The sequence below is a fragment of the Streptomyces saintjeani genome (assembly GCF_055409605.1).
In genome coordinates, this window is record NZ_CP189624.1 from 262,628 (window position 1) to 289,406 (window position 26,779).

Annotated in this window: 18 protein-coding genes; 10 read left to right on the forward strand and 8 right to left on the reverse strand. The window is 72.7% G+C overall.

Features of this window, described 5'->3' with window-relative positions; genetic code table 11:
* Positions 1 to 7: 7 nt before the first annotated feature.
* Together ACQCO7_RS01260 and ACQCO7_RS01265 are read right to left on the reverse strand one after the other, a co-directional pair.
* Positions 8 to 1,924, reverse strand: a complete 1,917-nt coding sequence (locus ACQCO7_RS01260) for an alpha-L-fucosidase (RefSeq protein ID WP_464069982.1) — start codon at positions 1,922 to 1,924, stop codon at positions 8 to 10.
* Positions 1,925 to 2,134: 210 nt separating this feature from the next.
* Complete coding sequence (locus ACQCO7_RS01265; protein ID WP_464069983.1) at positions 2,135 to 3,679, reverse strand: cellulose binding domain-containing protein; 1,545 nt, start codon at positions 3,677 to 3,679, stop codon at positions 2,135 to 2,137.
* Between the two features lie 266 nt (positions 3,680 to 3,945).
* On the opposite strand from ACQCO7_RS01265, the gene ACQCO7_RS01270 reads away from it, so the two are divergent.
* Together ACQCO7_RS01270 and ACQCO7_RS01275 are read left to right on the forward strand one after the other, a co-directional pair.
* On the forward strand, positions 3,946 to 7,164 hold the full coding sequence (locus ACQCO7_RS01270) for a S8 family peptidase (RefSeq protein ID WP_464069984.1): 3,219 nt from the start codon (positions 3,946 to 3,948) through the stop codon (positions 7,162 to 7,164).
* A gap of 183 nt (positions 7,165 to 7,347) precedes the next feature.
* Positions 7,348 to 8,298 carry a D-alanyl-D-alanine carboxypeptidase family protein gene (locus ACQCO7_RS01275; RefSeq protein WP_464069985.1) on the forward strand — a complete coding sequence of 317 codons (951 nt, stop codon included), beginning with the start codon at positions 7,348 to 7,350 and terminating at the stop codon, positions 8,296 to 8,298.
* A gap of 68 nt (positions 8,299 to 8,366) precedes the next feature.
* On the opposite strand, the gene ACQCO7_RS01280 is transcribed toward ACQCO7_RS01275, so the two are convergent.
* Together ACQCO7_RS01280 and ACQCO7_RS01285 are read right to left on the reverse strand one after the other, a co-directional pair.
* Positions 8,367 to 8,780, reverse strand: a complete 414-nt coding sequence (locus tag ACQCO7_RS01280) for a VOC family protein (RefSeq protein ID WP_464069986.1) — start codon at positions 8,778 to 8,780, stop codon at positions 8,367 to 8,369.
* The gene (locus tag ACQCO7_RS01285; RefSeq protein WP_464069987.1) at positions 8,777 to 9,352 is read right to left on the reverse strand and encodes a dihydrofolate reductase family protein; all 576 of its coding nucleotides are present in this window, start codon (positions 9,350 to 9,352) and stop codon (positions 8,777 to 8,779) included. Before ACQCO7_RS01285 ends, ACQCO7_RS01280 begins: the two co-directional genes overlap by 4 nt.
* A 203-nt stretch (positions 9,353 to 9,555) precedes the next feature.
* On the opposite strand from ACQCO7_RS01285, the gene ACQCO7_RS01290 reads away from it, so the two are divergent.
* The 3 genes from ACQCO7_RS01290 to rsgA all read left to right on the forward strand — a co-directional run bounded on the left by ACQCO7_RS01290 (position 9,556) and on the right by rsgA (position 12,648).
* The gene (locus tag ACQCO7_RS01290; RefSeq protein ID WP_464069988.1) at positions 9,556 to 10,161 is read left to right on the forward strand and encodes a dihydrofolate reductase family protein; all 606 of its coding nucleotides are present in this window, start codon (positions 9,556 to 9,558) and stop codon (positions 10,159 to 10,161) included.
* A 227-nt stretch (positions 10,162 to 10,388) separates the two neighbouring features.
* Entirely contained in the window at positions 10,389 to 11,321 is a 933-nt protein-coding gene (locus tag ACQCO7_RS01295; protein ID WP_464069989.1) for an NmrA family NAD(P)-binding protein, read from the forward strand.
* Positions 11,322 to 11,553: 232 nt separating this feature from the next.
* On the forward strand, positions 11,554 to 12,648 hold the full coding sequence (gene rsgA, locus ACQCO7_RS01300) for a ribosome small subunit-dependent GTPase A (RefSeq protein WP_464069990.1): 1,095 nt from the start codon (positions 11,554 to 11,556) through the stop codon (positions 12,646 to 12,648).
* 15 nt (positions 12,649 to 12,663) lie between these two features.
* Here rsgA and ACQCO7_RS01305 read toward each other — a convergent pair whose 3' ends face one another.
* The gene (locus ACQCO7_RS01305; protein WP_464069991.1) at positions 12,664 to 13,314 is read right to left on the reverse strand and encodes a histidine phosphatase family protein; all 651 of its coding nucleotides are present in this window, start codon (positions 13,312 to 13,314) and stop codon (positions 12,664 to 12,666) included.
* Positions 13,315 to 13,352: 38 nt separating this feature from the next.
* The gene (locus ACQCO7_RS01310) at positions 13,353 to 14,105 is read right to left on the reverse strand and encodes an SDR family NAD(P)-dependent oxidoreductase (protein ID WP_464069992.1); all 753 of its coding nucleotides are present in this window, start codon (positions 14,103 to 14,105) and stop codon (positions 13,353 to 13,355) included.
* Between the two features lie 176 nt (positions 14,106 to 14,281).
* On the opposite strand from ACQCO7_RS01310, the gene ACQCO7_RS01315 reads away from it, so the two are divergent.
* Genes ACQCO7_RS01315 through ACQCO7_RS01335 form a run of 5 tightly spaced genes read left to right on the forward strand, consistent with a single transcriptional unit; the run spans position 14,282 to position 24,033 of the window.
* Positions 14,282 to 15,601, forward strand: a complete 1,320-nt coding sequence (locus ACQCO7_RS01315; protein WP_464069993.1) for an aspartate aminotransferase family protein — start codon at positions 14,282 to 14,284, stop codon at positions 15,599 to 15,601.
* Positions 15,598 to 17,031, forward strand: coding sequence for a class I adenylate-forming enzyme family protein (locus tag ACQCO7_RS01320; RefSeq protein WP_464069994.1), 1,434 nt, complete (start codon positions 15,598 to 15,600; stop codon positions 17,029 to 17,031). The genes ACQCO7_RS01315 and ACQCO7_RS01320 overlap by 4 nt, the downstream gene beginning before the upstream one ends.
* A 12-nt stretch (positions 17,032 to 17,043) precedes the next feature.
* The gene (locus ACQCO7_RS01325) at positions 17,044 to 18,096 is read left to right on the forward strand and encodes a ketoacyl-ACP synthase III family protein (RefSeq protein WP_464069995.1); all 1,053 of its coding nucleotides are present in this window, start codon (positions 17,044 to 17,046) and stop codon (positions 18,094 to 18,096) included.
* Positions 18,093 to 23,309 (forward strand): beta-ketoacyl synthase N-terminal-like domain-containing protein, encoded by a 5,217-nt coding sequence (locus ACQCO7_RS01330; RefSeq protein WP_464069996.1) that lies wholly within the window; start codon positions 18,093 to 18,095, stop codon positions 23,307 to 23,309. The genes ACQCO7_RS01325 and ACQCO7_RS01330 overlap by 4 nt, the downstream gene beginning before the upstream one ends.
* Complete coding sequence (locus ACQCO7_RS01335) at positions 23,296 to 24,033, forward strand: alpha/beta fold hydrolase (RefSeq protein ID WP_464069997.1); 738 nt, start codon at positions 23,296 to 23,298, stop codon at positions 24,031 to 24,033. The genes ACQCO7_RS01330 and ACQCO7_RS01335 overlap by 14 nt, the downstream gene beginning before the upstream one ends.
* A 7-nt stretch (positions 24,034 to 24,040) precedes the next feature.
* Here ACQCO7_RS01335 and ACQCO7_RS01340 read toward each other — a convergent pair whose 3' ends face one another.
* Together ACQCO7_RS01340 and ACQCO7_RS01345 are read right to left on the reverse strand one after the other, a co-directional pair.
* Positions 24,041 to 24,997, reverse strand: a complete 957-nt coding sequence (locus ACQCO7_RS01340; RefSeq protein ID WP_464069998.1) for a Gfo/Idh/MocA family protein — start codon at positions 24,995 to 24,997, stop codon at positions 24,041 to 24,043.
* A gap of 4 nt (positions 24,998 to 25,001) precedes the next feature.
* Positions 25,002 to 26,738 (reverse strand): B12-binding domain-containing radical SAM protein, encoded by a 1,737-nt coding sequence (locus tag ACQCO7_RS01345; protein WP_464069999.1) that lies wholly within the window; start codon positions 26,736 to 26,738, stop codon positions 25,002 to 25,004.
* Positions 26,739 to 26,779: the final 41 nt, after the last annotated feature.

Sequence of the window (26,779 nt, forward strand, 5' to 3'; positions counted from 1 at the left end):
CCTCGTTTCACGGGGTGGTGAAGGGCCGGTCGTAGATCTCCAGGCTGCGGATCGAGGCCCAGGCGCCGGAGGGCAGGCCGGTGACGGTGACCCGTACGTACCGGGCCTGCGTCTGGAAGGCAGCGGCCTGTACCTGTGCGGTGGAGGCCGTGGCGGACAGGTCGGCCAGGGTGGTCCAGCCGGCGTCGTCGGGGGAACCCTCGATCCGGTAGCGGTAGTTCGTGTCCGGGAACTCCCAGGCGATCCGCGCTCCGGTCAGCTGCCTGCGCTCCCCCAGGTCCACCTTCAGCCACTCGCCGCTGCCGCCCCCGGCCGCGCACCAGCGGGTGGCGGTGGAGCCGTCGACGGCCTTGGCCGCGGTGTTGCCGTGGGCGCTCTCCTGGCTGCTCGCCGTGGCGGTCCGGCCCGCGGCGATGTCGGCCGGCTCCACGGAGCGGTCCAGCGTGACGCCGACGACGCTGTCCTCGGGGACACGCGTGCGGTCGATGCCGGTGACGGTCACCGAGCCGTCCGGGCCGACGGTGTACGGCAGGCCGGTGCCCGTGGCGACGTCGAAGACGCGGACGACCCGGGCGTCCCCGGTGGACGGGGTGGTGAAGGCGGTGCCGCTGTGGCCGGGCAGCAGGTGGACGTAGAAGGTGTCGCCCCGGTAGGTGAAGCCGTGGCGGCCGTCCACGGGTTGCCAGGGGCCGCCGCGCGTGCCGTAGACGGCCTGGCCGCAGGTGGTCAGGAAGGCGCCGACCCGGCGCACCGCCGCCGCCTGGTCGGCCGGTATGGCGCCGGTGCGGTCCGGGCCGACGTTGAGCAGGCAGGTCATGTTCCGTACCCAGGCGTTGACCAGGATGTTCATGATGGCGCCGAAGCTCATCACGGGCGCGCCGGCCGTGTAGCCCCAGGCACCGCCGATGGTGAAGCACTTCTCCGCCAGCCTCCCGGAGCGGATCGCGCCGGTCGGCACCGCGCCGCCCTCCTCGCTGGTGTAGTCGCCGATCCAGCCGGAGCGCAGGGTGGTGACGATGTCGGGCTGATGCTTGCGGACGAGGCCGGTCAGGCCCAGGGGTTTTCCCGTCTCGGTGTCGCTGTAAGCGGCGTCCACCGGCCACTCGTTGGCCGGGTCCCGGAACCTGCCGGGTTCCCAGAAGAAGGCGGCGTCCGCGTCGGAGCCCTGCTGTCCCAGCCAGCCGCCGTCCCACCACAGGTCGTCGATCGTGCCGTACTGGGTGACCAGCTCCTTGACCTGCTGGTACACCTCGTTCTTCATGACCCGCGCGTTCTCCTTGTGCGCGGGGTCGGTGACGTAACCCCACTTGTTGGGGAGGCAGCCCGTGCCGTGGACGTCGTAGTAGCCGGGATAGCGCCAGCTCAGGGGCGAGTAGTACAGGCCCACGCGCAGTCCGGCGTCGCGTACGGCGGAGACGTACCGGCCGATGAGGTCGCGCCGCAGCGGGGCCTGGCCGGAGTGCCAGGCGTTCGGGTGCGTGGACGGCCACAGCGCGAACCCGTCGTGGTGACGGGCGGTCAGGACGGTGTACCGGGCGCCCATGTCCCTGGCGAGGCGGGCCCACGCGGCGGGGTCGTACGCGTCGGCGGTGAACTGCTCGGGGCCCGCGTCGGTGACGTACGTGCGGTAGTGCTCCGGGGTGACGGCCGCGTTCTCCATGTACCACTCGCCCCTGGCCGGGCCGGCGTAGACCCCCCAGTGGATGAACATGCCGAGCTTGGCGTCCTGCATCCAGCGGATCTTCTCGTCGGGCTGCTGCTCGACGCCCAGGTCCGGCCGGGGGATCCGCAGCGGGGGCAGGGGCAGGGGCTGGTTCGCGGCGGCGGCGTGGGCGGGGGCCGCCAGGGCCGTCGGCACCACCGCGGCAGCCGTCACGGCGGCCACGCCGGTCAGCGCCGCACGGCGGCTGATCGGTTGGGACACGGCTCTCTCTTGCCTATCCATGGGATGTATTAGCGGGTGCACAGGCGGTGATTGTCCAGAACCGGGACGGAAGTAGCCTTAAAACAGCAGTACTTGCATGGTTCACTCCTGTCCAGGAAACGCTTTACATCGGATGTATCGTCGACGCGCACGTGTACGGGGCGGGCCCGCTCGTCCGGCAGGCCCGCCCCGATCCTGGGATCGCGCGGCTCAGGTGAGTGTGCAGACAGCGTTGCCGGGCAGGCCGGAGGCGTCCCCGGTGGCGTTGAAGCCGAACGTCGTCCGGCCGGAGGGCGGGATCGTGCCGTTGTAGTCGGCGTTCGAGCCGGTGACCGAGGAACCCGACTGCGTCAGCTTGGTGTTCCAGGCGGTCGTCACCTTCTGGTTGCCGGGCCAGTTCCACCCGGCCCGCCATCCCGCGCTGGTGGAGGTGCTGGTGTTGGTGACCGTCACCTCGCCGGTGAAGCCGCCGGACCAGGAGCTGACCAGCCTGGTGGTGGCGGTGCAGCCGGAGCCCCCTGCGCCGCCCGTCGTGACCGAGACACCGACCGAGGCGGCGGAAGTGCCGCCCGCGTTGTCGTGCGCCTTGACCGTGTAGGTGTAGGAGGTCGCGGCGGACAGGCCGCTGTCGGTGAAGGACGTGCCGGTGGTGCTGCCCACCGGCTGCCCGTCGCGGTAGACGGTGTAACCGGCGGCGCCGGACGAGGCGTTCCAGGACAGCGAGACGCTGGTGGCGGTGGTGGCGGTCACCGCGAGGTTCGTCGGTACGTCCAGCGCCCCGCTCCCGCCGGTGGTGTAACCGACGCCGGTGTACGGCTGGGAGCATCCGGAGGAGCAGGAGCCCGGCAGAGCGAAGGCGTACGTCCGGCCGCCTTGGACGAGCTTGTCGTCGACGTCACGGACCCGGATGGTGTAGTTCGAGCCGCCCGAGGAGTTCGGGCCGATCGCGTACTGCTGTCCCAGGTCGCTGACCATGGTGGCCGACACCCACGCGGTGCCGTCGTAGTACTCGACACCGTGGATGCCGTTGGGCAGGTGGGTGACGTCGATGGTGGGCCACCACGGCGCGGCGTTCTGGACGAAGCCGATCGAGATGTCGCCCACGTAGCCGGGGGCCGGGATGAACGACCAGGAGATGTGCCGGTTGTTCCACCGGCCCGGGTACATGTCCGCCACCGGCCGCCCGCCGAGCTGGAAGGCGTTGAGCGACTGTGTGGCCAGGTCCAGGTGGTACGGGTCGTCACGGCACCAGGCGTTGGTGTCGCCGCAGCTGTCGGCGACCAGCATGTCCAGGGTCGCGCCGTTGTACTGGTCCGGCGTCCAGCTTCCGCCCCGGCAGAACGCCTGGCCCGCCGCGCCGTCGTTGACGCCGGTGCAGTAGTCGCCGATCGCCACCCGGACCCAGCGACCGCAGTTGTGGCCGTTGGCGAACAGTCCCATGCGGGCGGCGTCGCCGGAGGCGATCGGCCGCGGAGTGGGCTGCCCGGCGTAACTGCCCGGCGTGTTCCACACGTTGAGCGCCACGAAGTTCTGTGACTCCAGGTTCGCCTGCGGTACTCCGCACCCGCCGTACGGTGCTCCGAGGCCGTCGAAGTGCGTGGCGTTGCCCGAGGAGTCCGCGACGGCGGCTCGCGCGGCCGGTGCGGCGGACGCGGACGGGGACGACAGGCCGGACAGGAACGACGAGACGAGCAGGAGCACGCCGAGCACCGCCGTGCGGAGTAATCGCCGGCGCGCGCGAGGGGTGGTGATCACGGTGACCTCCCTGGTGCCGGCCCGATGACCGGCACGTCGACAGTCCCGACCTCGCGATCCCGCTCCATCGGTCGGGTCCATGCCAATAATGCGACCGGAAGCGCTCCCGGTCACGCCCTCGCCCGGACCGCTCCTCAAAACCTCCCGCACACTTGAAACTTTGAGCATCCTTTGACATGAAGTGCCTTACGAAGTTCACGAGTTGGGGCGAATGATCATCGGCGGCGGCCACTGCCGTCCCGCACCCCCCACCAGCGGAGAACTTCATGCACGACAACAGAAGAAGAGCGGCGCTCGCGGCCACGGTCCTGTTGGGAGCCTTCTCCCTGGGAGCCGCCCCCGCACAGTCGGCCGGCGACAGCCCGAGCGGCCCCGCGCAACGGGTCATCGTCGTCCTGCGCGACCAGCTCACCGGCCTCCCGATGCGGACGCGCTCCACCGAGCGCGCGCACGCCGCGGCCGAGGACCAGGCCCCCGTCATGGCGCGGCTGGAGAAGGACGGCGCCACCCACGTCAGCGGCATGAGCCTGATCAACGCCGTCTCCGCCACCCTGAAGCCGGACGCCATAACGCGCATCCGCGCCGACCGGAACGTGGCCGCCGTCGTACCGGACCTCCCGATACGCCTGCCCGACACGCACGGCGCCACCACGACCGCCGCGAGCACCGGCACGGCCACCGGCGCCCCGTCGTACTGCCCCAAGACCCCCGCCGCCCCCCTCCTCGAACCCGAGGCCCTCCAGCTCACGCACACCGACGCCGCGCAGCGCACCGCCACCGGCAAGGGCGTGAAGGTCGCCTTCTTCGCCGAGGGCATGGACGCGGACAACCCGGAGTTCATCCGCCCCGACGGCACCCATGTGGTCACCGACCGCGAGGACTTCAGCGGCGACGGCGTGAACGCCGCGACCGGCGGCGGCGAGGCGTTCGGCGACGCGAGTGCCATCGCCGCGCAGGGCAGCCGTACGTACGACATGTCCGCGCAGCTGCCGTACGCGGGGCTGCCCAAGGGCTGCACCTTCCGGATCCGCGGGTTCGCGCCCGGCGCCGAGCTGATGGACCTGCGGGTGTTCGGGAAGAACGCCTGGACCTCCGGGTTCGTGCGGGCCATCGAGTACGCGGTGGCCCACCACGCCGACGTCCTCAGCCAGTCCTTCGGCGGCAACACGTACCCCGACGCGGCCACCGATCCCATCCGGCTGGCCGACGACGCCGCGGTCGCCGCCGGGGTGACCGTGGTCGCCTCCAGCGGTGACTCGGGGACGTCCGGCACGATCGGTTCACCGGCCAGCGACCCGCACGTGATCGGCGTGGGCGCCACCACGTCCTTCCGGCTGGCGGCGCAGGGCCTCGGCTACCGGAAGTGGACCAGCGACAACATCACCGCGCTGTCCTCCGGCGGCACGACCCAGGACAACAAGCTGGTCGACCTGGTGGCCCCCGGCATGGTCGGCATGTCCGCCTGCACGGCCTCCCCGCGCTTCGGCGACTGCGCCCTGCCCACCCAGGTGTTCGGCGGCACCAGCCAGTCGGCGCCCTTCGTGGCCGGCGCGGCGGCCGTCGTCATCCAGGCGTACAAGGACGCGCACGGCGGGCTGCGGCCCGCGCCGGACCTCGTCAAGCGGCTCCTGACCGGCACGGCGCGGGACCTGCGCGCTCCCGCCGACGAACAGGGCGCGGGGCTGCTGGACACCGCCGCAGCCGTCCGCGCGGCACGGTCGAGCGGCGCCGAACTGGTCCCCTCCGCAGGCCAGTTGACCATCACCGGCAAGCCGGGGAGCACGCAGGACACCACCGTCTCCCTGACCAACACCGGCGCCCGCCCGCAGCGGGTCACCATGACCTCCCGCACGGTCGGCGCCCAGACCTTCAGCGACCGGCGCAAGGTCACCGTCGGCGCGCCCCTGGCCGGGGACGACCGCGAAGGCGCGCTCGCCGCGCGGCCGTTCACCGTCCAGGTCCCCAGGGGCACCCCGCTGCTGGACGCCGAGATGGTGTGGCCCGGCACCGCCGACTCCGGGAAGCTCGCGCTGGTCCTGGTCGATCCGGACGGGCGGCTGACCCAGTTCAGCTACGACTACGACGGCTACGGCCTGCACAGCAACTACCAGCACGTCGACGTCCACGACCCGCGCCCCGGCGCCTGGACGGTCAAGGTGGTGTGGAACAACGGCCGTATGCACCTCCAGGAGAAGCCGCTGAAGCCCGGCAGCTACCGGGGCCCGGTCACCGTCCGGCTCACCGGTCACCGCTACACCACGGCCGGGGTGCCCGAGCAGACGCGGGTCGTCCCGGCGGGCGGCACCGCCCGGTTCCCCGTACGGGTCCCGCTGCCGCGTACGGCCGGTGACGCGCCGTTCTCGCTCCAGTTCGCCTCCGACGCGGGCACCCGGCTGTCCCTCCCGGTGGCCCGCCGCACGCTGATCCCCACGGCGCCGGGGCACAGCACGTCCTTCGCCGCCACCGTCACCGGCGGTGTCGGCCGGGACGTCGGCCAGACCAAGGGCTACTACCTGGACGTACCGGCGGGCAGGCGCGGCCTGACCATCGACCTCACGGCCGAGGACCCCGCCACCACCCTGGTCTACTACCTGATCAGCCCCGACGGCCAGGTCCTCGCCCGCGACACCGACCGCACCGCGGAGAAAGAGAGCGTTCCGACGAAGTACGCGAGCCTCTCCGCGAACCGTCCGGCCGCCGGGCGCTGGACCCTGATCGTCGGACTGCCCGACGCCGTCAGCGGCAAGGCGTTCAGCCAGCAGGTGACCGGTAAGGTCCGCTTCGACGCCGTGACGGCGTCGGCGCCGGGGCTGCCCGACAGCCCGTCCCGCGTCCTCAAGCGCGGCAGCTCGCTCACCGTCCCGGTCCGGGTGGTCAACTCCGGCCCGGCCGTGCGGCACTACTTCCTCGACCCCCGGCTCGACACCATGGCCGAGATCAGCGCCTTCGAACTCGGCGACGACAAGTCGGGGACGGGGAAGGTCAACGAGGGCGGCCCGTCCTGGACCGTGCCCTCGCACACCACCGGGCTGGTCGCCACGGCGAGCGCGGACCGCCCGGTCGACCTGAACCTCTACCCCTGGACCGGCGCGCCCGCCGTGTTCGGGCAGCCGGGTACCGGCACCACGGTCGCCACCGCCCGGGCCGGCCAACTGGCCGCCGGGCAGTGGATCACCGACGTCACCGACCAGGGCCCCTACCGGGACAAGCCGGCCGGCACGGGCACCGCGAAGGTCACGCTCACCGCCACGACCCAGGCGTTCGACCCGGCGGCCAAGGCATCCACCGGTGCGTACTGGGACCCGAGCGCCGACTTCGACAGCGTCCGGGCCGCCCCCGGCAAGGCGGCGACGATGCACCTGACGCTGACCCCGGCCGCGCCCGTCGGCACGGTCGTCCACGGAACCGTCTACATCGACACGGACTCGCCGTTCACGGCGGGCTCCGAGCTGATCGGGATCCCGTACACGTACACCGTGGGCTGAGCCCCCGGTCCCGCCCCGCCCCGCGTGCCGTTCACGGACGCGGGGCGGGGCGGGCCTCAGTTCATTCGACCCGCACAACACCCGCCGCTTCCAGCGGTGTCGGCCCAGGCCGAAACCGTCGAGCCTCATGCGGTCGTCGTACTCGGCAAGGGCTTGACGAGACATCATCGAGGACGGAACGACATGGACAGCACGCACGACGGAAGAACCCCCGGCCGCCGCCGGTTCCTCGGACTGGCCGCCGCCGGCGCGGGTGCGGTAGGACTCGTCGGCCTCGGGGAGTCGGCGTTCGCCACGGACGAGACACCGGTGCGGACGTACCGTTCCCCGTACGGGATCGACCACCGCAAGTGGGCCGTCGCGCACGTGCTGAAGCACTCCGACCCCGCCGCCGTCGCCGCGTGGATCACCGGCACGGGGACCGCGCCCGGCGACCTCAAGGCGGAGATGGACGCCCAGGTCGGAGCGCTCGCCGACGCCGCCGCGACCGGACTCGGCGTCCCGCGCGACACCGTCGTCGTCTCCTGGGTGCGCGCCGCGTCCGTACAACGCCAGATATGGGACCGCAAGTACGACTTCCTGCGCACCGGTTCGGGCGGCGCCGGGACCTTCGGGATCATCGTCGACGCCGTACGCGCCCAGTACGCGGCCCAGTTGGGCACCGACCCGCAGTGGGACCCGGACAAGGACTCGCACCGCGAGGTCTGGGCCGCGCTCACCCCCGACGAGCGGCAGATCGAGATCCTGCGCACCTCGACCGCCCCCGGTGTCTCCCGCCACCACCTCGGCAGCGACGCCGACTTCTTCGACACCACCCCGCAGAACTGGGCGGACGGCGGCCCCCGGTCCGCCGACTACGCCTGGCTGCGCGCGAACGCGTCCCGCTACGGCTTCCTCCAGACCTACACCGCCTCGTCCGCGCAGGGCTCCCCCGCGATCAGCGAGGAACGGTGGCACTGGTCGTACGCCCCCGTCTCCGAAGCCGTGCTGGACTACATCCGCGCCGACGAGAGCGTGATCGAAGGCGCGCTGGACCAGCTGTGGAGTTACGACCCGGCGCGGTTCACCTACATCAAGGCGCACTGGCGGGACTACATGTTCCACGTCAACGAGAGGGCTTACTTCGGGAGTTGAGCCGCTTCAGCCCCTTGGAGCCGGGCGGACCGAGGGGGGCCTTCCCCGGCTGTGAACTCCTGGCCGCCTCAGGTGAGGTCTTCCGCGGTGATGCCGTCGGCATGTCCGGACGGCCACTCCACCAACTCGATCCGGTAGCCGTCCGGGTCCGTGAGCCATGACGTCTTCGGGCCGTGGGGGCCGCCCGGGTACTGGAGGGGTCCGGGGCTCAGGCCGGCTCCGGTCAGCGTCTCCCGCGTGGTGGCGAGCGCTTCCACCTGGATCGCGAGGTGGTCGAAACCGCTGCCCACGTCGACCGGTCCGGCGCCGGGGCGGTGGACCAGTTCGAGCGAGGCCGCCGGTTCGCCGGGGAACTTGAGGATCGCGAGGCACGCGCCGTCGCCGCTCTCGACCCTGCCCAGTTCGGCGTAGCCCAGGGCCGTGTAGAAACCGAGCGAGCGGTCCAGGTCGGTGACGCGGTACGAGACGAAGAGCGTCTTCACGCCGCCCCCCGTACCCGGTACCGAAGGTGTGTGACGTCCCGGTCCTCCAGCCGCCGGACGAGGTCGAGTTCGATGTGGCCACTCCCCAGGTGGTCGAACAGCCGCCGGCCGCCCCCGAGGAGGACCGGAACCAGATGGATCTCCATCTCGTCCAACTGCCCGGCCCGCAGCAGCGCTTGGGCCGCCCCCGCGCCGTGGACCAGGACCGGCCGGTCCCGCGCAGCCGCGCGAGCCCGACGGGCGCAGTCCTCGGCGTCGGTGACGAATCGCGCGTGGCCGGGTGGCACGTCCCCGTCCTCCACCCGGTGGGTGAGGACGAAGATCGGTACGCCGTCGTGGTGGTCGCCCTGCCAGCGACCGGCGAGTTCGAAGGTCCGACGGCCGGAGATCACCGCACCGGTCCCCGTCGCCTCGCGGTAGACCTGGCCGCTCGGGCCGTCGGACTCCCGGTCGTCGAGCCAGTCGAAGAGCCGTCCACCGTCACGCCCGAGCTCCTGCCCCGGCCGATCGTCCGGGCCGGCGATATAGCCGTCCAGCGACATCGACATGTACAGCCGAATCGGATTGTCCATCCTGTCCTCCATCGTTCCTGATCCGCCGCCGGGGCGGGCTTGTCACGAGGAAGACCTCAGCCGGCCGGCAAACTCATCGGCCCGCCGAGCCATACGGCTTGAACTGCGGTGTCCTGGGTTTTCCCGTCATTCAGCGGCGCGACCGATGAGTTCGCGGCTCCCGGCCGGTCCAAGCTGGTGACACCCGAGGAAAGGACACCGCCATGTCGGAGCTTCTCGTCGACTTCATCACCTCCCTCGACGGCTACGCGTCGGGAGAGGGGTGGCCCGGGTTCTGGGGCCTGGAGGGCCCGGAGTACCTCGCCTGGCTGGGCGAGCAGCCCGAGGTCACCTATCTGATGGGAGCGAACACCTACCGCCTGATGTCGGGCTTCGCCGCGGGTGAGGTCCCGAGCGGCCAGGACGAGTTCAGGCCCGAGGAAGAAGCGTCCGTCGACGGGCTCACGCAGGCGTCCAAGGTGGTGTTCTCCTCCTCGCTCAAGGAGCCGCTGACGTGGGCCAACTGCACGCTCGTCCGCGACGACGCCGTCGAGGCGGTCCGCGCCATGAAGGCGAACGGCTCGGGGCTCCTCAGCACGATCGGCAGCGTCAGCCTGTGCCGGTCCCTGCTCCGTGCCGGACTCGTCGACCGCTTCCGGGTCGTGATGTTCCCGGTGATCACCGGGGCCACGGGTGAAGAACGCATCTACGACGGCTATCCGGACGTCGCCCTCAACATGACCGGGCAGCGCACCTTCGACGGCCGCATCCAACTGGTCGAGTACAGGCCCCGCGTACTCGACCACCCGCCGCTCGGCACCCCTGCGTGACGTCACCCCGTCGGCGCCGGTCCGGACACTCACCGGACCGGCGCCTGCGGATCTGCTCCTGGGACGCCTCGGCGCCGTGCGCGGCGATCTCGGCTCCGGCGGCAGCGTGGATGCGCCGACCGGGCACGATCTCCTCGTTGCCGAACGGCGGGCCCTGCCCTACCTTGGCGCCACACAAAGCGGAGGGCTCCGCCGTTTTCCCTCCCGGTCCGTGAGGAGCAGCGACCATGCCCGTCGACAGCGACACAGTCCTGGTCACCGGCGCCACCGGCCAGCAGGGCGGGGCCACGGCTCGCGCGCTCCTGGCCGCCGGGGTACCGGTACGTGCGCTCGTACGCGATCCGCAGTCCGAGCCCGCCCTGGCGATCGAGTCGCTGGGTGCCGAGCTGGTGCGGGCGGACCTTGCCGACCGGTCCTCCCTCGGCCCGGCGGTCGAGGGGGTCCGCGCGGTGTTCTCCGTGCAGATGCCGCCGATGACCGAGACCAGCGTGGACTTCGCGGGCGAGCTCGCCCAGGCCACCAACCTGGTGGCTGCGGCGAGGGCCGCAGGAGTACGGCAGTTCGTGCAGTCCTCGACCAGTGGAGTCGGTGAGCACACCCAGGTCCCCGGCTGGGCCGAGGGCCGCTGGGCGGCGTCGGCCGACTACTTCCACACCAAGCAGGCGATCATCGAGGCGGTACGTGGTGCGGGTTTTGCCCGCTGGACAGTGATCAAGCCCGCCTTCTTCATGGAGAACCTGCCCCTGCTGGCACCCCGGGGGCCCCGCGGCGGGCTGCTGACCGTACTGAAACCGGATACCGAACTGGCCCTGGTGGCCGTACGGGACATCGGCACGGCCGCGGCGCACGCCCTCCGGGACCCCGACCGGTTCCACCGGGTGGAACTGGAACTGGCCGGTGACCTGCGCACGATGGAGCAGATCGCGCGGACCTTGTCCGCCGCCTGGGGCGTGCCCGTGACCGCGCCCTCCATGAGCCTGGCAGAGGCCCTCGCCGCGGGCATGCCGACGTGGGGAGCCGGGCACGAGTGGAACAACGCGGTCCTCCAGCCCGCCCGGCCCGCGTACGCCCACGAGCTGGGCATCCCGCTCACCACGTTCACCGAGTGGGCGGACGAGCAGCTGACGCCCGTGTCCGGCGACCGGAATCCGGCGCCCTGACCTTCGGCGGCGCCCGCCGCCGACGGCCGGCATCGACGCAGGGCGCGGCCCCGCCGGCCAGAACCGCGCGGCCGGACCACGAGACGCCGGGCGCGATGGCCGAAGACCGCTGCCCCGCCGTACACCGGCCCTTCGTGTGCCCGCCGCGCGGGGACTAGACTGCGGGTCCGAGCTGCCGGTGTGCGCACCCCCGCCGGTTCCGCTATCCGCACACCCCTCCGAAGAGGCGAGCTTGACCGCATCCGACTCCCATCCGCTCCACCGGTACGGCTGGAACGACGCGTGGGCCGCCGACTTCGCCCCGTACGAGGCCGACGGTCTTCGGCCCGGCCGTGTGGTGCGGGTCGACCGCGGGAGCTGCGAGACCGTCACCGCCGCCGAGGACGGCCGGGTGTCGACCGTCCGGGCGGGCACCGGGCCCGTGGCCTCCCCCGACCCCCTGCTCACCCCCTGCACCGGGGACTGGGTGGCGCTCGACGCGGACCAGGAAGTCGTCCGGGTGCTGCTGCCCCGGCGTACGGCGTTCGTCCGTGCCGTCTCCTCGCAGCGCTCCGACGGTCAGGTCCTGGCGGCCAACATCGACCAGGTGCTCATCGCCGTCTCGCTCGCCGAGGAGCTGGATCTCGGGCGCGTCGAGCGTTTCCTCGCCCTGGCGTGGGAGAGCGGCGGGCAGCCGGTGGTGGTCCTCACGAAGGCCGATCTGGTTCCCCACCCGGTGACGCTGTCCCATCTCGTCGAGGACACGGAGCGGGCGGCCCCCGGAGCGCGCGTGCTGCCGGTCAGCGCGGCCACGGGGCAGGGCATGGACGCCTTCGCGGCCCTCGTCGACGGGACCGCGGTTCTCCTCGGCCGCTCCGGTGCCGGCAAGTCCACCCTCACCAACGCGCTCACGGGAGCGGACGCGCAGCGGGTCGACGCCACGCGTGACAGTGACGGCAAGGGGCGGCACACGACGACGACCCGCGACCTCCTGCCGTTGCCGGGCGGCGGTGTCCTGATCGACACCCCGGGGCTGCGCGGGGTGGGGCTGTGGGAGGCCGACCACGGCGTCGCCCAGGCGTTCACCGACGTGGAGTCCCTCGCCGGGGACTGCCGTTTCCCCGACTGCTCGCACCGTGAGGAGCCCGGGTGCGCGGTGCTCGCGGCCGTCGAGGAGGGCGAGTTGTCCCCTCGGCGGCTGGAGAACTACCACAAGCTGCTCCGCGAGAACGACCGGATCGCCGCCCGGAGCGACGCGCGGCTGAACGCGGAGATCCTGCGGAGCTGGAAGCGGAAGAAGGCGCTGGGCCGCCACATGATGGAACGCAAGCGCGGCCCGCAGCAGTGACGTCGGCGTATACGGCTATGCGGCCGTGTCGAGGTGCCGCGCGTCGTCGAACCGGAGCAGGCGCCACCCCGAGCCGTCGTGCACGAACTCGTTGATCGACGTCGCGGCGGGTGTCGAGTCCGTGAACAGCACGGGCGGAAGGACGTCGAGCAGCGCGGACATCGCCGCGACGATGAACCCGGCATGGCACACCACGAGGACCGTTCCGCCCCGGTGACGGGAGACCAGGTCCTCGACGACACGGCCGGCCCGGGTCCGGAACCGGTTCCAGGTCTCCCCGCCGGGGGCGAACGGCCGGTCGGGATGGGCGGTCATGTCGAACGCCCCGTGCACACGCTGGTATTCGTCGATGGACAGACCGTCGGCCGCCCCGAAGTCGAGTTCCCGCGCCCGCGTCTCGACGACCGGTGCCGCGAACTCCGGCCCGCTCGCCAGGATCTCGGCGGTCTCGCGGGCTCTGCGCACCGGGCTGGTCAGCAGCGCGTGCGGCGGCTGCGGTTCGGCCGCGAGCCGTGCCGAGAGCCGGGCGGCCTGTTCCCGCCCCCGCTCCGTGAGCCCGGAACAGGTGCGGACCCCGGCGATCAGTTTCTTCACGCTGGCGTGCGACTGGGCGTGCCGCACCAGCAGGAGCCGGGTGGTGGAGTGCTGTTGCCGTTCGTGTGCCATGGGCGTCAAGGTTCCTCGGATCGGCCTGCGCGGGCAGGTCAGTGGAGATCCCAGCCGCCGTCGACGGTCAGACTCTGGCCCGTGATGAAACCGGCTCCGGGAGAAGTCAGAAACGCTACCGCCGCGGCCACGTCATCGGGGCGGCCATGGCGTTTGATGCATTGCCGGTCGAATTCCCGTTGCCTCCAGGAAGGGTAATCCGGGTGGGACCTCTGTTCGGTACTCAGTTCGATCGGACCCGGTCTGACGGAATTCACGGTAATACCGTGCGGGCCGAGTTCACGGGCAAGGGCGCGCACGAATGCCTCCAGACCGCCTTTCGCCGCGATGTACGGGGCGAGTTCCACGCGCCCGATCCGGGTGAGCACCGTGGAGACGGCCACGATCCGGCCGGTTCCGCGCGCCACCAGATGAGGTGTGGCGGCCCGGACACAGGCGATGTGCGCCAGGAGATTGACGTCCACGGCCGAGCGCACGTCGTCCCACGTGGTGTCCCGCCAGGGGGTGTAGGTGTACGCCCCGGCGTTGCAGACCAGGACGTCCAGTCGCGGCCCGCAGGCGGCCATGGCCTGTCCCAGACGGTCCGTGGTCTCCTCGCGGGTGAGGTCCCCGACGACGGTCGCGACGACGTCCGCGCCGGTCGCTGACACCTGGTCAGCGGTGTCGGCGAGCCCGGTGTCCCGGGTCAGATGGGTCAGCACCAGGTCATGGGTGGTGGCCAGCCGTACGGCGATGGCGGCCCCGAGGCCCGATCCGGCCCCCGTGATCACGGCGACGCCCCGAGACGACATCACATTCCCCTTCCGCTACGGGCGCCGATCACCTGTCCGATAGTGCCATCCAAGACAGGCCGATCACCCCCCATGATCCGGCCAATCCGGCAACGCCCGCTGTCGGCCCCGAAATCCCTGGGGCATTCTGTGATGCTGGATCAGGCCGACGAAGCTGGAGGTTTTCAGTGGGTGCCATGGACGCCAAACGTCGGACGAATGCTGATTGTCTGGAGGACATCAAAGAGGTCATCGCCGGCGGTGTCAGCAGCAGTATGCGTGCGGCGGCCGTCCCCGTTCCCCTGGTCGTGCGGCGTGCCGAAGGCTGCCTGATCCGCGATGTCGAGGACGGCGAGTTCGTCGACTTCAACATGGGCTACGGCCCGAATCTCTTCGGCTATGCCGACCGCGACGTGGCCGCCGCCCTGGCCGACCAGTTCACCCGGGGCCATATGACCGGCCTGCCGCATGAACTGGACGCCGAGGCCGGAGCCCTGGTGGCCGAACTGGTGCCGGGCGTGGAGCAGGTCAGGTTCGCCAACTCCGGGACGGAGGCGGTCACTTCCGCGCTGCGGCTGGCGCGCGCCGCCACGGGACGCTCCCTGGTGGTCACCTTCGAAGGGCACTACCACGGCTGGAGCGAGACCGTCCTGCGCGCGGGCAAGAACACGCTCCAGATCCAGGGCACCCGGCCGACGGACGTCGTCCCGGGCGCGCCCGGGATGATCCCCGAGGCCCTCGCGCACACCGCGCAGCTGCCGTGGAACGACGCCGGGGCCGTCGAGGAGCTGTTCGCGCGCAGCGGCGACCGGATCGCGGCCGTCATCCTGGAGCCGGTCCTGGTCAACGCCGGGGTGATCCCCCCGGTGCCCGGCTTCCTCCAGCTGCTGCGCGATCTGACCGCGCGCAGCGGTGCGATGCTGGTCTTCGACGAGGTGATCACCGGTTTCCGGGTCGCCCGAGGAGGGGCGCAGGAGCTGTACGGCGTCGAGCCCGACCTCACGGTCCTGTCCAAGGTGATGGGCGGGGGGTTCCCGGTCGCCGCCTTCGGCGGGCGGAAGGCCGCGATGCGGATGCTCGCCACGAACGAGGCGCACCACGCGGGCGTCTACGCCGGGAACCACGCGGCCCTGCGTGCGGTCGTCACCGTACTGACCAAGATCCGCGCGCTGCCCGGCCTCTACGAGGAGCTTGAGGCCGTCGGCGCCGGTGCGGAGGAGGCCGTGCGCGAGGTCTTCGCCGTGGAGAAGCGGCCCGTGCACATCAGCCGGGTCGGCTCCCTGATGTCCGTGGCCCTGCTCAGGAAACCGCTGGAGAGGGGCGACAGCCTGCGCGACCTCGCCGAGGCCGCCGACTTCTCCCGGCACCGGCGCTTCCAGGCCCTCGCCCAGCGGGAGGGCGTCTACTTCCACCCGAACGCGCTGGAGCCGTGGTTCCTGAGCACCGCGCACACCGGGGACGTCCTCGACAAGGCGGTGGGGGCGCTGCGGCGCGCGCTGACCGATCTCGGAGGATGACCGCCGCGCGCACGGAGCTGCTCTCCCTGCTGCGCGCCCAGGCTGCCCGTGCCGGGGACGCGCCGCTGATCAGCGACGACTACGGGACAACCAGCGCGGCGCAGTTGGCCGAGCGGGTCGACTCCCGGGCGCGGGCCCTGCGGGAGGCCGGCGTCGGGCCGGGCGTCCTGGTGGGAACCGTCGCCTGGCCCGCGGCCGAGTTCACCGCCGACGTGTTCGCGATCATCTCCACCGGCGCGGTCGCGGTGCCGCTCTCGCGCCGGCTGACGCCGTGGGAGCTCCAGCGGCTACAGGAACGCTGTCCGCTCGACTTCCTCGTCGCCCCGGACTCGTCGCCGGCCTTCCCGGTCACGGCCGCGCGCTGGGGGGAGCGGACCCTGAGCGTCGGCCGGGAAGGGGCCCCTCGGCCCGCCTTCGAGGAGGCGGCGACGGCGCAGATCACGTCGGGCACCACCGGCTACCCCCGGGTCGCGCTGCGCTCCGCCGCCGCCCTGCTGTCCGAGGCCGGGCATTACCGTACGGCGCTGGGGCTGGGCCCGGAGAGCCGGTTGCTGTGCCCCGTACCCCTCCAGCACGCGTACGGCTTCGGCCTGTGTGCCGTCGCCGCGGTCCTGGCGGGCGCGCCCGTGCGCTGTACGACGCCGGGCAAACCGCGGCTGCTGCTGCGTGAACTCGCCGCCGGGGACGTGACGTTGTTCGTCGGTGTGCCCCCCATGCTGCGGTTGCTCGCCAAGTCCGCCCGCTCCCGCCCGTACGACGGTCCCGCGATCGGTTTCCTCTCCGCCGGCATGGCGCTGGACGCGCACACCGCCGAGCTGGTCGCGACCCGGCTCGGCGGGCACGTCGGCCAGGTGTACGGCACCACGGAGACCGGGCCGATCTGTGTGAGCCGCCCGGCCCCGTGGCTGCCCGGTGTCCGTGGTCCCGGCCCGCTCCTGCCCGGGGTGCGGGTCGAGCTGTCCCCGGTTTCGGGGGACGGCGCGGGCGACGGCGTGACGGGGCTGGTGACCGTCAGGTCGCCGTCGATGATGCTCGGGTACGTCGAGGGCGGTGCCGTCGACGCGAGCGAGGTGTGGGACGGGTTCACCACCGGCGACCTGGCCCGCTGGGAAGGGCACGACCTCGTGCTCGCCGGGCGCCTGTCCACCAGCATCAACGTCGCGGGCGCCAAGGTCAGTCCCGAGGAGATCGAAGCCGTCCTGCTCGCCTTCCCGGATGTCGCCGCCTGTCTGGTGTCCGGTGTGGACGATCCTGTCCTCGGACAGCGCATCAGCGCGACGGTGACGCCCGGCACGGTCGACCTCGACAAGCTGGAGCGCTTCTGCCGGGAGCGGCTGTCGCCCTCCTGGGTCCCCCACGCCTTCGCCTCCAGGGCGGAACTGCCGACCACCGAGACCGGGAAGGTCATCAGGCCCCGGACCGGTCAGTGAGGACATGTGAGAGTGAGAACAGAGAACATCTTCCTGGCAGGCACCGGGGCGTTCATCCCGCCCCGGGTGAGCGTGGAGGAAGCGGTCCGGCGCGGGGCGTACGACCGGGAGCGGATGGAGTCCTGCGGCTGGCGCAGCATCGCCGTGGCCGACGGTATCTCCGCGCCGGACATGGCGGTGGCGGCCGTCCGGCAGGCGGTGGACCGTTCGGGCCTCGGCCCTGAGGACATCGACCTCCTCGTCCACTCCTGCGCGTACCACCAGGGCCCCGACGGCTGGTCGGCGCCCCACTACATCCTGCGCGCCACCCTCGGCTCCCCCGTCCCGGCGCTGACGGTGGAGCAGGGGTGCAACGCGTTCCTCGCCGCCGTGGAGATGGCGACCCAGTACCTGCTGTGCTCGCCGTCGCGCACCGGCGCCGTGGTGAGCAGCGCGGACAACTTCGGCGCCCCCTCGGTCGACCGGTGGTACGCCCACCGTGACGCGGTGCTCGCCGACGCGGCCACGGCGGTCGTCCTGTCGAAGCAGTCCGGCTGGGCGGCGCTGCGCTCCGTCGAGTCGGTGTCGCTGCCCCAGTACGAGATCCTCAACCGTGGGCACGAGCCGATCTTCCCTCCGGCGGTCACCACCGGGCGGGCGCTCGACATGAACGAGCACCTGGAGGCGATGGTCGAGGAACTGGGCCCGAAGGCGTCCGAGATCGGCCAGGAGTACGGCGCGAGCGGCGCCAAGCTGGTCGAGCAGGTGACGGGCGAGGCGGGGATCACCGTCGCGGACCTGTCGAAGGTGCTCCATCTCGGGGCGGGCACCACGGACTTCCTGGACAGCCATCTGCGGCCGATGGGCCTGGACGCGTCGCTGGGCGCGGTCGACTTCTTCCGCGACATCGGCCACGCGGGCGCCGCCGACGTCGGGCTACAGCTCAACCACCTCGTCGAGGACGGGCAGGTGGACGCCGGTGACCATCTCCTGCTGCTGAGCGCCGGCCCCGGGCTCATGATCACCGCGGCCGTGGTCACGGTGCTGGAACCGCCCGCCTGGCGCGCCACGGGGAGCCTCGTGTGACGGGCGCCTCGCAGGAGCAGGGCGACGAGGAGCCCATCGCGGTCGTCGGGCTGAGCTGCCGGTTCCCCGGTGACGCCGACTCCCCCGACGCGTTCTGGGACCTCCTCGTCCAGGGTCGGGACGGCATCGGCGACGGGGCGGAGCGCTGGGCCGCGTACGCGGGCACCGGGCCCGAACATGCGGCCGTCGTGCGGGAGACCCCGACCCGGGGCGGCTTCCTCGCCGACATCGCCGGTTTCGACGCGGAGTTCTTCGGGATCGCGCCGCGCGAGGCCGAACTGATGGACCCTCAGCAGCGGCTGCTGCTGGAACTGGCGTGGGAGGCCCTGGAGCACGCGGGGCTCCCGCCTCTGGGGCTGGGCGGCACCGCCTGCGGAGTCTTCGTGGGCGTCGGCTCGGACGACTACGGGCGCCGGCTGCTGGAGGACCTCGCCCGGATCGAGCCCTGGACCGGTATCGGCGCGGCCCTGTGCGCCACCGCGAACCGCATCTCCCACAGCCTCGACCTGCGCGGCCCGAGCCTCGCCGTGGACACCGCGTGCTCCGCCTCCCTGGTCGGCGTCCACCTAGCGTGCCGGAGCCTGCTCGCCGGGGAGTCGGACGTGGCGCTGGCGGCGGGCGTGAACCTGATGGTGGCGCCCGGCCTCTCGGTCACCCTGGCCCGTGCGGGCGCCACCTCCCCGGACGGCCACAGCAAGCCGTTCGACGCCTCGGCGGACGGCTACGGCCGGGGCGAGGGGGCGGGCGTCCTCGTCCTGAAGCGCCTCTCGGACGCCGAGCGGGCGGGGGACCGGGTCCTGGCGGTGATCCGGGGCAGCGGGGTGAGCCAGGACGGCCGGACCGCCGGCATCATGGCGCCCAACGGCGAGGCGCAGGCGGACCTGCTGCGCAGGACGTACGCGCAGTGCGGGATCGCCCCGCAGAGCGTCGACTATGTCGAGGCCCACGGCACCGGAACCGTCGCGGGCGACCCGCTGGAGGCCGGTGCGCTCGCCGCGGTCTTCGGTGCGGGCCGGCCGGCGGACAGCCCGTGCCTCATCGGCTCGGTAAAGGGCAACATCGGGCATCTGGAGGCCGGTTCGGGGATCGCCGGGATGATCAAGACGATCCTCGCGCTCGTCCATGAGGAGATCCCGCCCAGCGTGCACTTCTCCGCCCCCAACCCGCGCATTCCCTGGGCTCAGGCACGGCTGCGGGTGACGCGGGAGCGCACTCCGTGGCGCCGTGGGGAGCGGCCCCGCCGAGCGGGTGTCTCCAGCTTCGGCTACGGCGGCACCATCGCCCACGTCGTCCTGGAGGAGGCGCCGGCGGCACCCGAGGACACGCGGACCGCCCTGGAAGACGCCCAGCGCGAGCCGTCCGCCACGTCAGAGGGCAGCCCGATGCCCCTCCTCTTCCCGCTCTCCGGCCGCTCCGAGCCGGCCCTCAGGCAGGACGCCGCGCGGCTCGCCGACTGGCTGGACGGGCCGGGCGCGGGCGTCGCGCTCGCCTCGGTCGCGCAGGACCTGGGCACCCGGCGCAGCCACCTGGAGCGCCGGATCGCCGTCGTCGCCGCCGACCGCGCGGAGCTGGCGGGCGGGCTGCGCCGCTTCGCCGCCGGTGACGCGGCGCCCGGCCTCGCCGAGGGGACGGTGACGGACGAGGGCCTGGACGACGTGGTGTGGGTCTTCTCGGGGACCGGCGCCCAGTGGCCGGGAATGGGCCGCGAGCTGCTGGCCACGGACGCCGTCTTCGCCGAGGTGATCGACAGGGTCGGGCCGGTCTTCGCCGAGGAGTTCGGCAGGACGGCCCGGGAGCTGATCGAGGACGGCGACGTCAGCCGCGTGGACGTGGCCCAGATGATGATCTACGCGGTGCAGATGGGTCTGGTCGCCGTCTGGCGGTCGCTCGGGGTCCGGCCCGCCGCCGTCATCGGCCACTCCATGGGGGAGATCGCCGCCGCCGCGACGGCGGGGGTGCTGTCGCTGGAGGACGGCGCCCGGCTGGTGTGCCGGCGCAGTGTCCTGCTGCGGCGGGTGGCCGGCGCGGGCGGCATGCTGATGATCGGCCTGCCCGCCGACGAGGCCGAGGCACGGCTCGGCGGCGCCGACGGCGTGGTGCCTGCGGTCCTCGCCTCGCCCACCACGACCGTGGTGGCCGGCGCGGTCGCGGAGATCGAGGCCCTCGCCCGGGACCTGGCCTCGGACCCGTCGCTGCTGGTGCGCCGCGTCGACAGCGACGTGGCCTTCCACAGCCCGCAGATGGAGCCCCTGCTGAAGGAGCTCGCGGAGGCCGCGGCCGACCTCACCGTGCACGCCCCCCGTATCCCCGTCTACAGCACCGCGCTGGCCGACCCGCGCGATGGAGCCGTCCGCGACGGCGCCTACTGGGCGGCCAACCTGCGCAGCCCGGTACGGCTGTCGGGTGCCGTGGCCGCGGCGGCCGAGGACGGGTTCCGTACGTTCCTGGAGGTGTCGGCCCATCCGGTGGTCCGGCACTCCGTGCAGGAGACGCTGGACACGGTGGGGGCCGACCGGCACTGTCTCGCCGCCTCCCTGCGCCGCGACACCGGGGAGCGGGAGCACCTCCTGCTGAACGCGGGGCTGCTGTACTGCCACGGCGTCCCGCTCGACTGGCCGTCCGCCCCGGGCGCGCGGCCCCTGTCGCTGCCGGTCCGCAGCTGGCGGCGCCAGCGGTACTGGCGCGACCTGCCGGTCCACCGGGCCGACCGGGGGCGGCACGACCCGGCGAGCCGTACCCTGCTGGGTCCGCGCACCACGCTGGCCGGGACGACGCCGCTGGACCTCTGGCGTACCCGTGTCGACCTGGAGTCCCGGCCGTATCCGGGCAGTCACACCATCCACGGCGCGGAGATCGTCCCGGCGGCCGTCGTCCTCCAGACCTTCCTGGACGCGGCCGGGGTGAGCGGCCTGTCCGACGTGTCGTTCGAGCTGCCGCTGGCCCTGTCCACGGCCCAGGACGTCGACGTGATCGCGCAGGACGGCGTGCTCCGCCTGCTGTCCCGGACCGCCGACCCGAAGGAGTCGGACGGGGACGAACGGTCCTCGCTGACCCACGCGGTGGCGTCCGTGTCCGGCGACACCTCGCCGCCCCTTCGGCCGGCCACGTCCGGACCGGGGACGGCGCTCCCCCTCGACCGGATCACCACCCACCTCGCCTCGGTCGGCGTGCCGAGCATGGCCTTCCCCTGGCGCGTGGAGCGTCTGGAGCAGGTCCCGGACGGGCTGTGCGCCGACATCGTCGCGGCCGACGAACCGGCGTCCTGGGCCCCGCTGTTCGACGCCGCGCTGTCCATGGCGGCCGTCGCCTTCCCCGGACCCGCAGCGCTCAGGGTCGTGGCCGGCGTCGGCCGCGTCTGGACCACGGGCGAGCCCCCGCCCCGCGCCCGCCTTGAGGCGTACGTCGACGGCGGGGACACGGTGGAGGTACGGATCACGGCGGCCGACGAACGGACCGTGGCCGTGCTGGCCGGAGTCCGGTACGCGGGCGGCGAGAGCGAAGCCCGGTCGGCCCCGCCCGGCGAACTCCTGTTCCGGACGGACTGGCAACCCCTCCCCCTCGACACCCCCCGCCCGCACCGGCCCCTGGTGCTGGTCGGCGCGGACGGCGAGCTGACGGCGGCCCTGCGCGCCACGGCCGACGCACTCGGTGTCCCGTGCCTGGCGGCGGAGTCCCCGGACGGTCTCGACGGCCTGCGCGGGCAGGCCCCCGGTCCCGTGGACGTGCTCCTGCTGCCCCTGCCGGACCGTCCGGCCGGGGAGACCGAGGTCGCGGAGCGTGCCGTGCGCGAGGCGTGGCAGCTCGCGTCGGCGGCCCGGCTGCTGGGCGCGTGGCCGCCCGGTACGGCGCGGCTGTGGTCACTGACCCTCGGTGTCCGCGAGGCGGACCGGCTGGAGGCGGTGGCCCAAGCGGCCCGGTGGGGTCTCGGCCGGGTCGTCGGGGGCGAGCATCCTGAGCTGTGGGGCGGCACGGTCGATCTCGGCCCACGGCCCACCGGGGACGACCTGGCCGCCGCGCTGCGCGTGGTCGCCGCGAACCCGGGCGAGGACGTCGTCGCCGTCCGCGAGGGCGGGGCCTGGGCGAACCGGCTGGTCCGCTCCGTGGGCGCGGAGGGCGCGCCGCTGCGGTGCCGGCAGGACGGGACGTATCTCGTCACGGGCGGTCTGGGCAGTCTGGGCGGGGAGATCGCCCGGTGGCTGGTGGAGCGGGGCGCGCGCCGCCTCGTGCTCGCCGGACGCAGTGGGCTGCCGCCTCGTTCGGAGTGGGACGCCGTCACCGACGAGGTCCAAGCGCGCCGCGTCGCGACGGTCCGCGGGCTCGAAGCCCTCGGGGCGACCGTGCGGGTGGTGTCCCTGGACCTGTCGGACGCCGAGGCGGCTGCCGCCGCCCTGACCCCGGACGCGCTGGGCATGCCTCCGATCCGGGGGGTGGTGCACGCGGCCGGTGTGCTCCAGGACCAGTTGGTCGACGGGCTCGACGCCGACGCCCTGGCGGCGGTGATGCGGCCGAAGGCGGGCGGCGCGCTGACCCTGCACCGGCTGTTCCCGCCGGGGAGCCTGGACTTCCTGGTCCACTTCTCGTCGTGCGGGCAGTACCTGGGTCTCACCGGCCAGGCCGCCTACGCGTCGGCCAACGCCTTCCTCGACGCCATGGCCGGGTACGACCACGCCCTCGGTGCCGTCGGCAGCATGAGCCTGGCGTGGACGTCCTGGCGGGGCATGGGCATGGCGGCCAACGCGGCCGTGGACGCCGAGCTCCAGGCGCACGGTGTCGGTGACATCACGGCGCCCGAGGCATTCGCCGCCTGGGACCTCGCCGGCCGGACCGGCGCCGCGTCCCTCGCGGTGCTGCGTACCGTGCCGCTGCCGGGCGGGGTCCGCCGTACGGGGCTGCTGCGGGACCTCGCCGAGGAGGCCCCGGCGGGCTCGGCGGGGGCCGGGGTCCGGCCGTCCGAGGAGCTGTCGGAGGAGGAGTTGCGGGCTGTGCTGCACGAGCAGACGGTCTCCGTGATCGTCAGCGAGATGAAGCTGGACCGGGCCCAGCTCGACCCCGACCGGTCGCTGCTGAAGTCGGGCCTGGACTCCGTGATGGCGATCGTCATCCGGCGCCGTCTGGAACGGCTGCTGGAGCGCAAGCTGCCGGCCAACCTGGTCTGGCACCAGCAGACGGTCACGGCCATCGTGAACTATCTCGTGACCAGTGCACGCTCCTGAGGCGCCGTTGACGCTGAACTGCCGGGTCGCGGGTGACCCGGCGGGGAGGCCGGCGGTGCTGCTCCACGCGCTGGGGAACACCGGGCGGAGCTGGGACCGGCTCGTCTCCGAACTGCTGCCCCGGGGCCGCCGATTGTTCGTGCCGGACCTGCGCGGACACGGGCGCAGCCCCCGGGCCCAGGCGTACACGTTCGAGCTGATGTACCGGGACGTGCTGTCCCTGCTGGACCGGTACCGCCTGGACGAGGTGGACCTGGTGGGCCACTCCATGGGGGGTCATGTGGCCTGGCTCATCGCCCAGCGCCATCCCGCGCGGGTCCGCAGGCTGGTGATCGAGGACACGCCTCCGCCGCCCCGGGACGCGGCGGCGCAGGCGGAGCTGTGGGCGCGGCCCGGGCCGTCCGGCGGGCAGGCGCACGTCATCTCGCTGTACCGGGAGTTCCGCGAGCTGCACCGGGCCGGAGAGCTGGACAGCGCCGCGGTGCGCCCCGTCATCGACGGCCTGCGCACGGCGGATCCCGGGTGGTGGCGGCGGCTCGCCGACGTCACCGCCGAGACGCTGGTGATCAGCGGCGGACTGTCCAGCCCGGTCCCCCGCTCGCTGCTGGCCGAGGTCGCCGAGGCGGTGCCCCGGGGGCGGCTGCTGGCCATCGACGCGGGCCACTACGTGCATCGCACCGAACCGGAGTGTTTCTGCGCCGAGGTGGCCCGTTTCCTTCGCTGACCGTGCGTCACCCGCCTTGCGGCAGGGGTGCCGTGGCGCGCCGGTAGGCCGACTCCACGACGAGCTGGACCTCCAGGGCGTCCTGGGCGCTCACCTTCGGATGTGCGGCGGGGGCGCCCGTCACCAGGTCGAAGTGGGCCGAGATCGCGGCGAGTTCGGGGCGTTGTCCGGCCGATGCGACCGTGCCGTCCGCCCGGCGCAGTTCATTGCGGCGCAGGTCGAGGACGTGGTCGCCGTCCTCGGTGGTGACGGTGACCGAGGTCTCCAGCCTGCGCGCGGCCCGGTCGATGCGCAGTGTCGCCGGTACGCCCTGGAACGACAGGTCCAGCCGGACCCGCTCCTCCACGCCCGGCGCGTCCACCTCGCACGCCTCCACGTCCGGCGGTCCGAAGACCGTCATGAGCAGGTCCAGGGCGTGCGGCCCGAGGTCCAGGAGCGCGCCCCCGCCGGCCCGTCGCGCGTCGCCGTACCAGGGTGTGCAGGCCCGCCACACCCGGTTGCCGGGGGTGGCGAAGGAGAAGTCGACGCGCTGTGCGCCGGGCCGTGCCGCGTCCGCGAACGCCTCCAGGAGCGGATGGAAGCGGAAGGGCATGTTCACCCCCAGCAGCTTCTCGGCCGCCGGGTGGGCCGCCATCCGCCGGGCCTCCTCCACCGTGGCGGCGAGGGGTTTCTCGCACAGCACCGCGATGCCGGCGTCCAGTGCCGCCAGCACCGGTTCGGCGTGGGCGTCGTTGGGCGTACAGACGCTGATCAGGTCCGGGCGCGTCTCGTGGATGAGGCGGTCGACGGAGGTGCCGGTCCACACCTGCGGGCGGTCCGCCGTCAGCGACCGGGCCCGGTCGGCGTCGGCGTCGACCAGGCCCACCAGTTCCATGGCGTCCCGCTCGTCGGCGCAGGGCAGGTGGTAGCGCTCGAAGACCCGGCCGCAGCCGACGGCCGCGTACCGGATGCGCTCGCGGGTCACCGCCTCACCCCCTCACCTGGGCGAGGGCGTGCTCGCCGCACGCCTTCGCCGTCTCGGCGACGAAGTCGGGGAAGGTGTGGCCGAGGTGTTCGCGGTCGTACGCGGTGATCATGGCGCGCAGTTCGGTCTCCAGCCGGTCGGCGAGTCCGGGCGGGTTCTCGTCCGCGAGGAGCAGTCCCGCGTTGAGGAAGGCGATCAGCAGCCCGGCGAGCCCCTGGTCCCAGCTGCGCAGTCGGCCCAGCAGGGGGCGCAGGGACGCGGCGCCGGTGCCGCGTCGGGCCCGTACGGTGTCCGCGATGCTCTGGGCGAGGAAGGGGACCTCGTTCTCCTTGCGGTCGTTGATCTCCGAGGAGACCCGGCTCCAGGCCGTCCACAGGTGTTCCACCCGCTCGTCCTCGACGCGGTAGTCGCGGCGGGCGTGCCGCAGCACTTCCCGGGCGACGCCGTCCACGCCGGGGATGTCGGGTTCCTCGTACCGCGTGGCCTTGTCGTAGATCTCGGTTCCGCGCAGGGCGATGGCCCGGTTGATCAGGAAGAACGGGTTCTCGCTCTCGTGCACCCGGGCGGCCACGATGAACTTGAGGTTCTCCCAGAGCTCGTCGAGGGTGGTGCCCGGTTCGATCATGATCCAGCCGGGTTCGAGTTCGATGCCCTCCTGTTTGAACAGGCGGGCGGCGTCGAAGTTGTACTCGACGGTGGTCCCCTTGCGGAACCGCTTCATCATGCCGGGCGACCCGCTCTCCATGCCGAGGAGGGCCAGGTCCATGCCGGCCCGGCGCAGGGTGCGCAGCGCCTCCCGGTCGATGAGGCCGGTGTCGACGCGGAACTCGCAGTGGAAGGTGAGCTTCAGGCCCCGGCGGAGGATCTCCTCGGCGAAGCCGACGGCGTGGTGGTAGCCCTCTTGGAAGGCGCCGCCGAAGTTGTCGTCGTTGAACCACAGGAACCGGGTGCCGAACTCCCGTTGCAGGTACTCGATCTCGTCGACCGCGTCCCCCACCGGCCGGACCCGCCAGGGCCCGTCCACCACTCCGGGCTGCCGGGGCGCGTAGCAGAAGGTGCACTTGGCGTGGCAGCCACGGCTCGTGTACGTGGACGCGCGCGGTGTGGGGATGCCGTTCTTGCGGTGATGGACCAGCAGGTCCCGGGCCGGCCAGGGCTCGTTGGCGAGGTCGGGGAGTTTCGGCGGGCCGCTGCTGCGGACCCGGCCCTCCTGCCAGAACCACAGCCCCGGCACACCGTGCCAGTCACGGCCGGCCGCGAGGCACTCCATCAGCCCTTCCACCGTCAGCTCGCCCTCACCGAAGGCCACACAGTCCGCCTCCGGGATGCGCTCGGCTATCAACTTGGCGTTGTACGTGCAGAACGCCCCGCCGATCGCCACGAACACCGACGGATCGGCCTCACGCACACACCGCAGCAACCGCACCGCATCGACGATGTGCAGGTCGTACATGATGCTGATCCCGACGAACTTCGGCCGCTCACGCCGGATCAGATCCGTGATCACCTCGTCGCTCGGATTACGCCCGTGCAGGTTCAGCGCCCGCACCGAGTATCCGCACGACCTCAGGTGACCGGCGATGCAGGCCACTCCCAGGTTCTCCCGGACGCGCTTGTAGAACAGGCGCATCGCGGGGTCGAGGGACAGGTACTCCTCGTCGTTGATCAGGACGTTCTGGTTGTTCAGGCTCGCGGCGCCGGTGGGGATCTCCCGGGGGGTCAGCAGGACCACATCCGCCATGACCGGTCTCCTCTCTCGTCTTCATGTGCGCGTCCCGACAC

Coding starts and splice junctions, on each gene's coding strand:
- ACQCO7_RS01305 (WP_464069991.1), bottom strand. CDS start 13,314: ATGGCACACGAACGGCAACAGCACTCCACCACCCGGCTCCTGCTGGTG.
- ACQCO7_RS01320 (WP_464069994.1), top strand. CDS start 15,598: ATGACCGCCGCGCGCACGGAGCTGCTCTCCCTGCTGCGCGCCCAGGCT.
- ACQCO7_RS01290 (WP_464069988.1), top strand. CDS start 9,556: ATGTCGGAGCTTCTCGTCGACTTCATCACCTCCCTCGACGGCTACGCG.
- ACQCO7_RS01315 (WP_464069993.1), top strand. CDS start 14,282: ATGGACGCCAAACGTCGGACGAATGCTGATTGTCTGGAGGACATCAAA.
- ACQCO7_RS01295 (WP_464069989.1), top strand. CDS start 10,389: ATGCCCGTCGACAGCGACACAGTCCTGGTCACCGGCGCCACCGGCCAG.
- ACQCO7_RS01285 (WP_464069987.1), bottom strand. CDS start 9,352: ATGGACAATCCGATTCGGCTGTACATGTCGATGTCGCTGGACGGCTAT.
- ACQCO7_RS01270 (WP_464069984.1), top strand. CDS start 3,946: ATGCACGACAACAGAAGAAGAGCGGCGCTCGCGGCCACGGTCCTGTTG.
- ACQCO7_RS01345 (WP_464069999.1), bottom strand. CDS start 26,738: ATGGCGGATGTGGTCCTGCTGACCCCCCGGGAGATCCCCACCGGCGCC.
- ACQCO7_RS01310 (WP_464069992.1), bottom strand. CDS start 14,105: ATGTCGTCTCGGGGCGTCGCCGTGATCACGGGGGCCGGATCGGGCCTC.
- ACQCO7_RS01275 (WP_464069985.1), top strand. CDS start 7,348: ATGGACAGCACGCACGACGGAAGAACCCCCGGCCGCCGCCGGTTCCTC.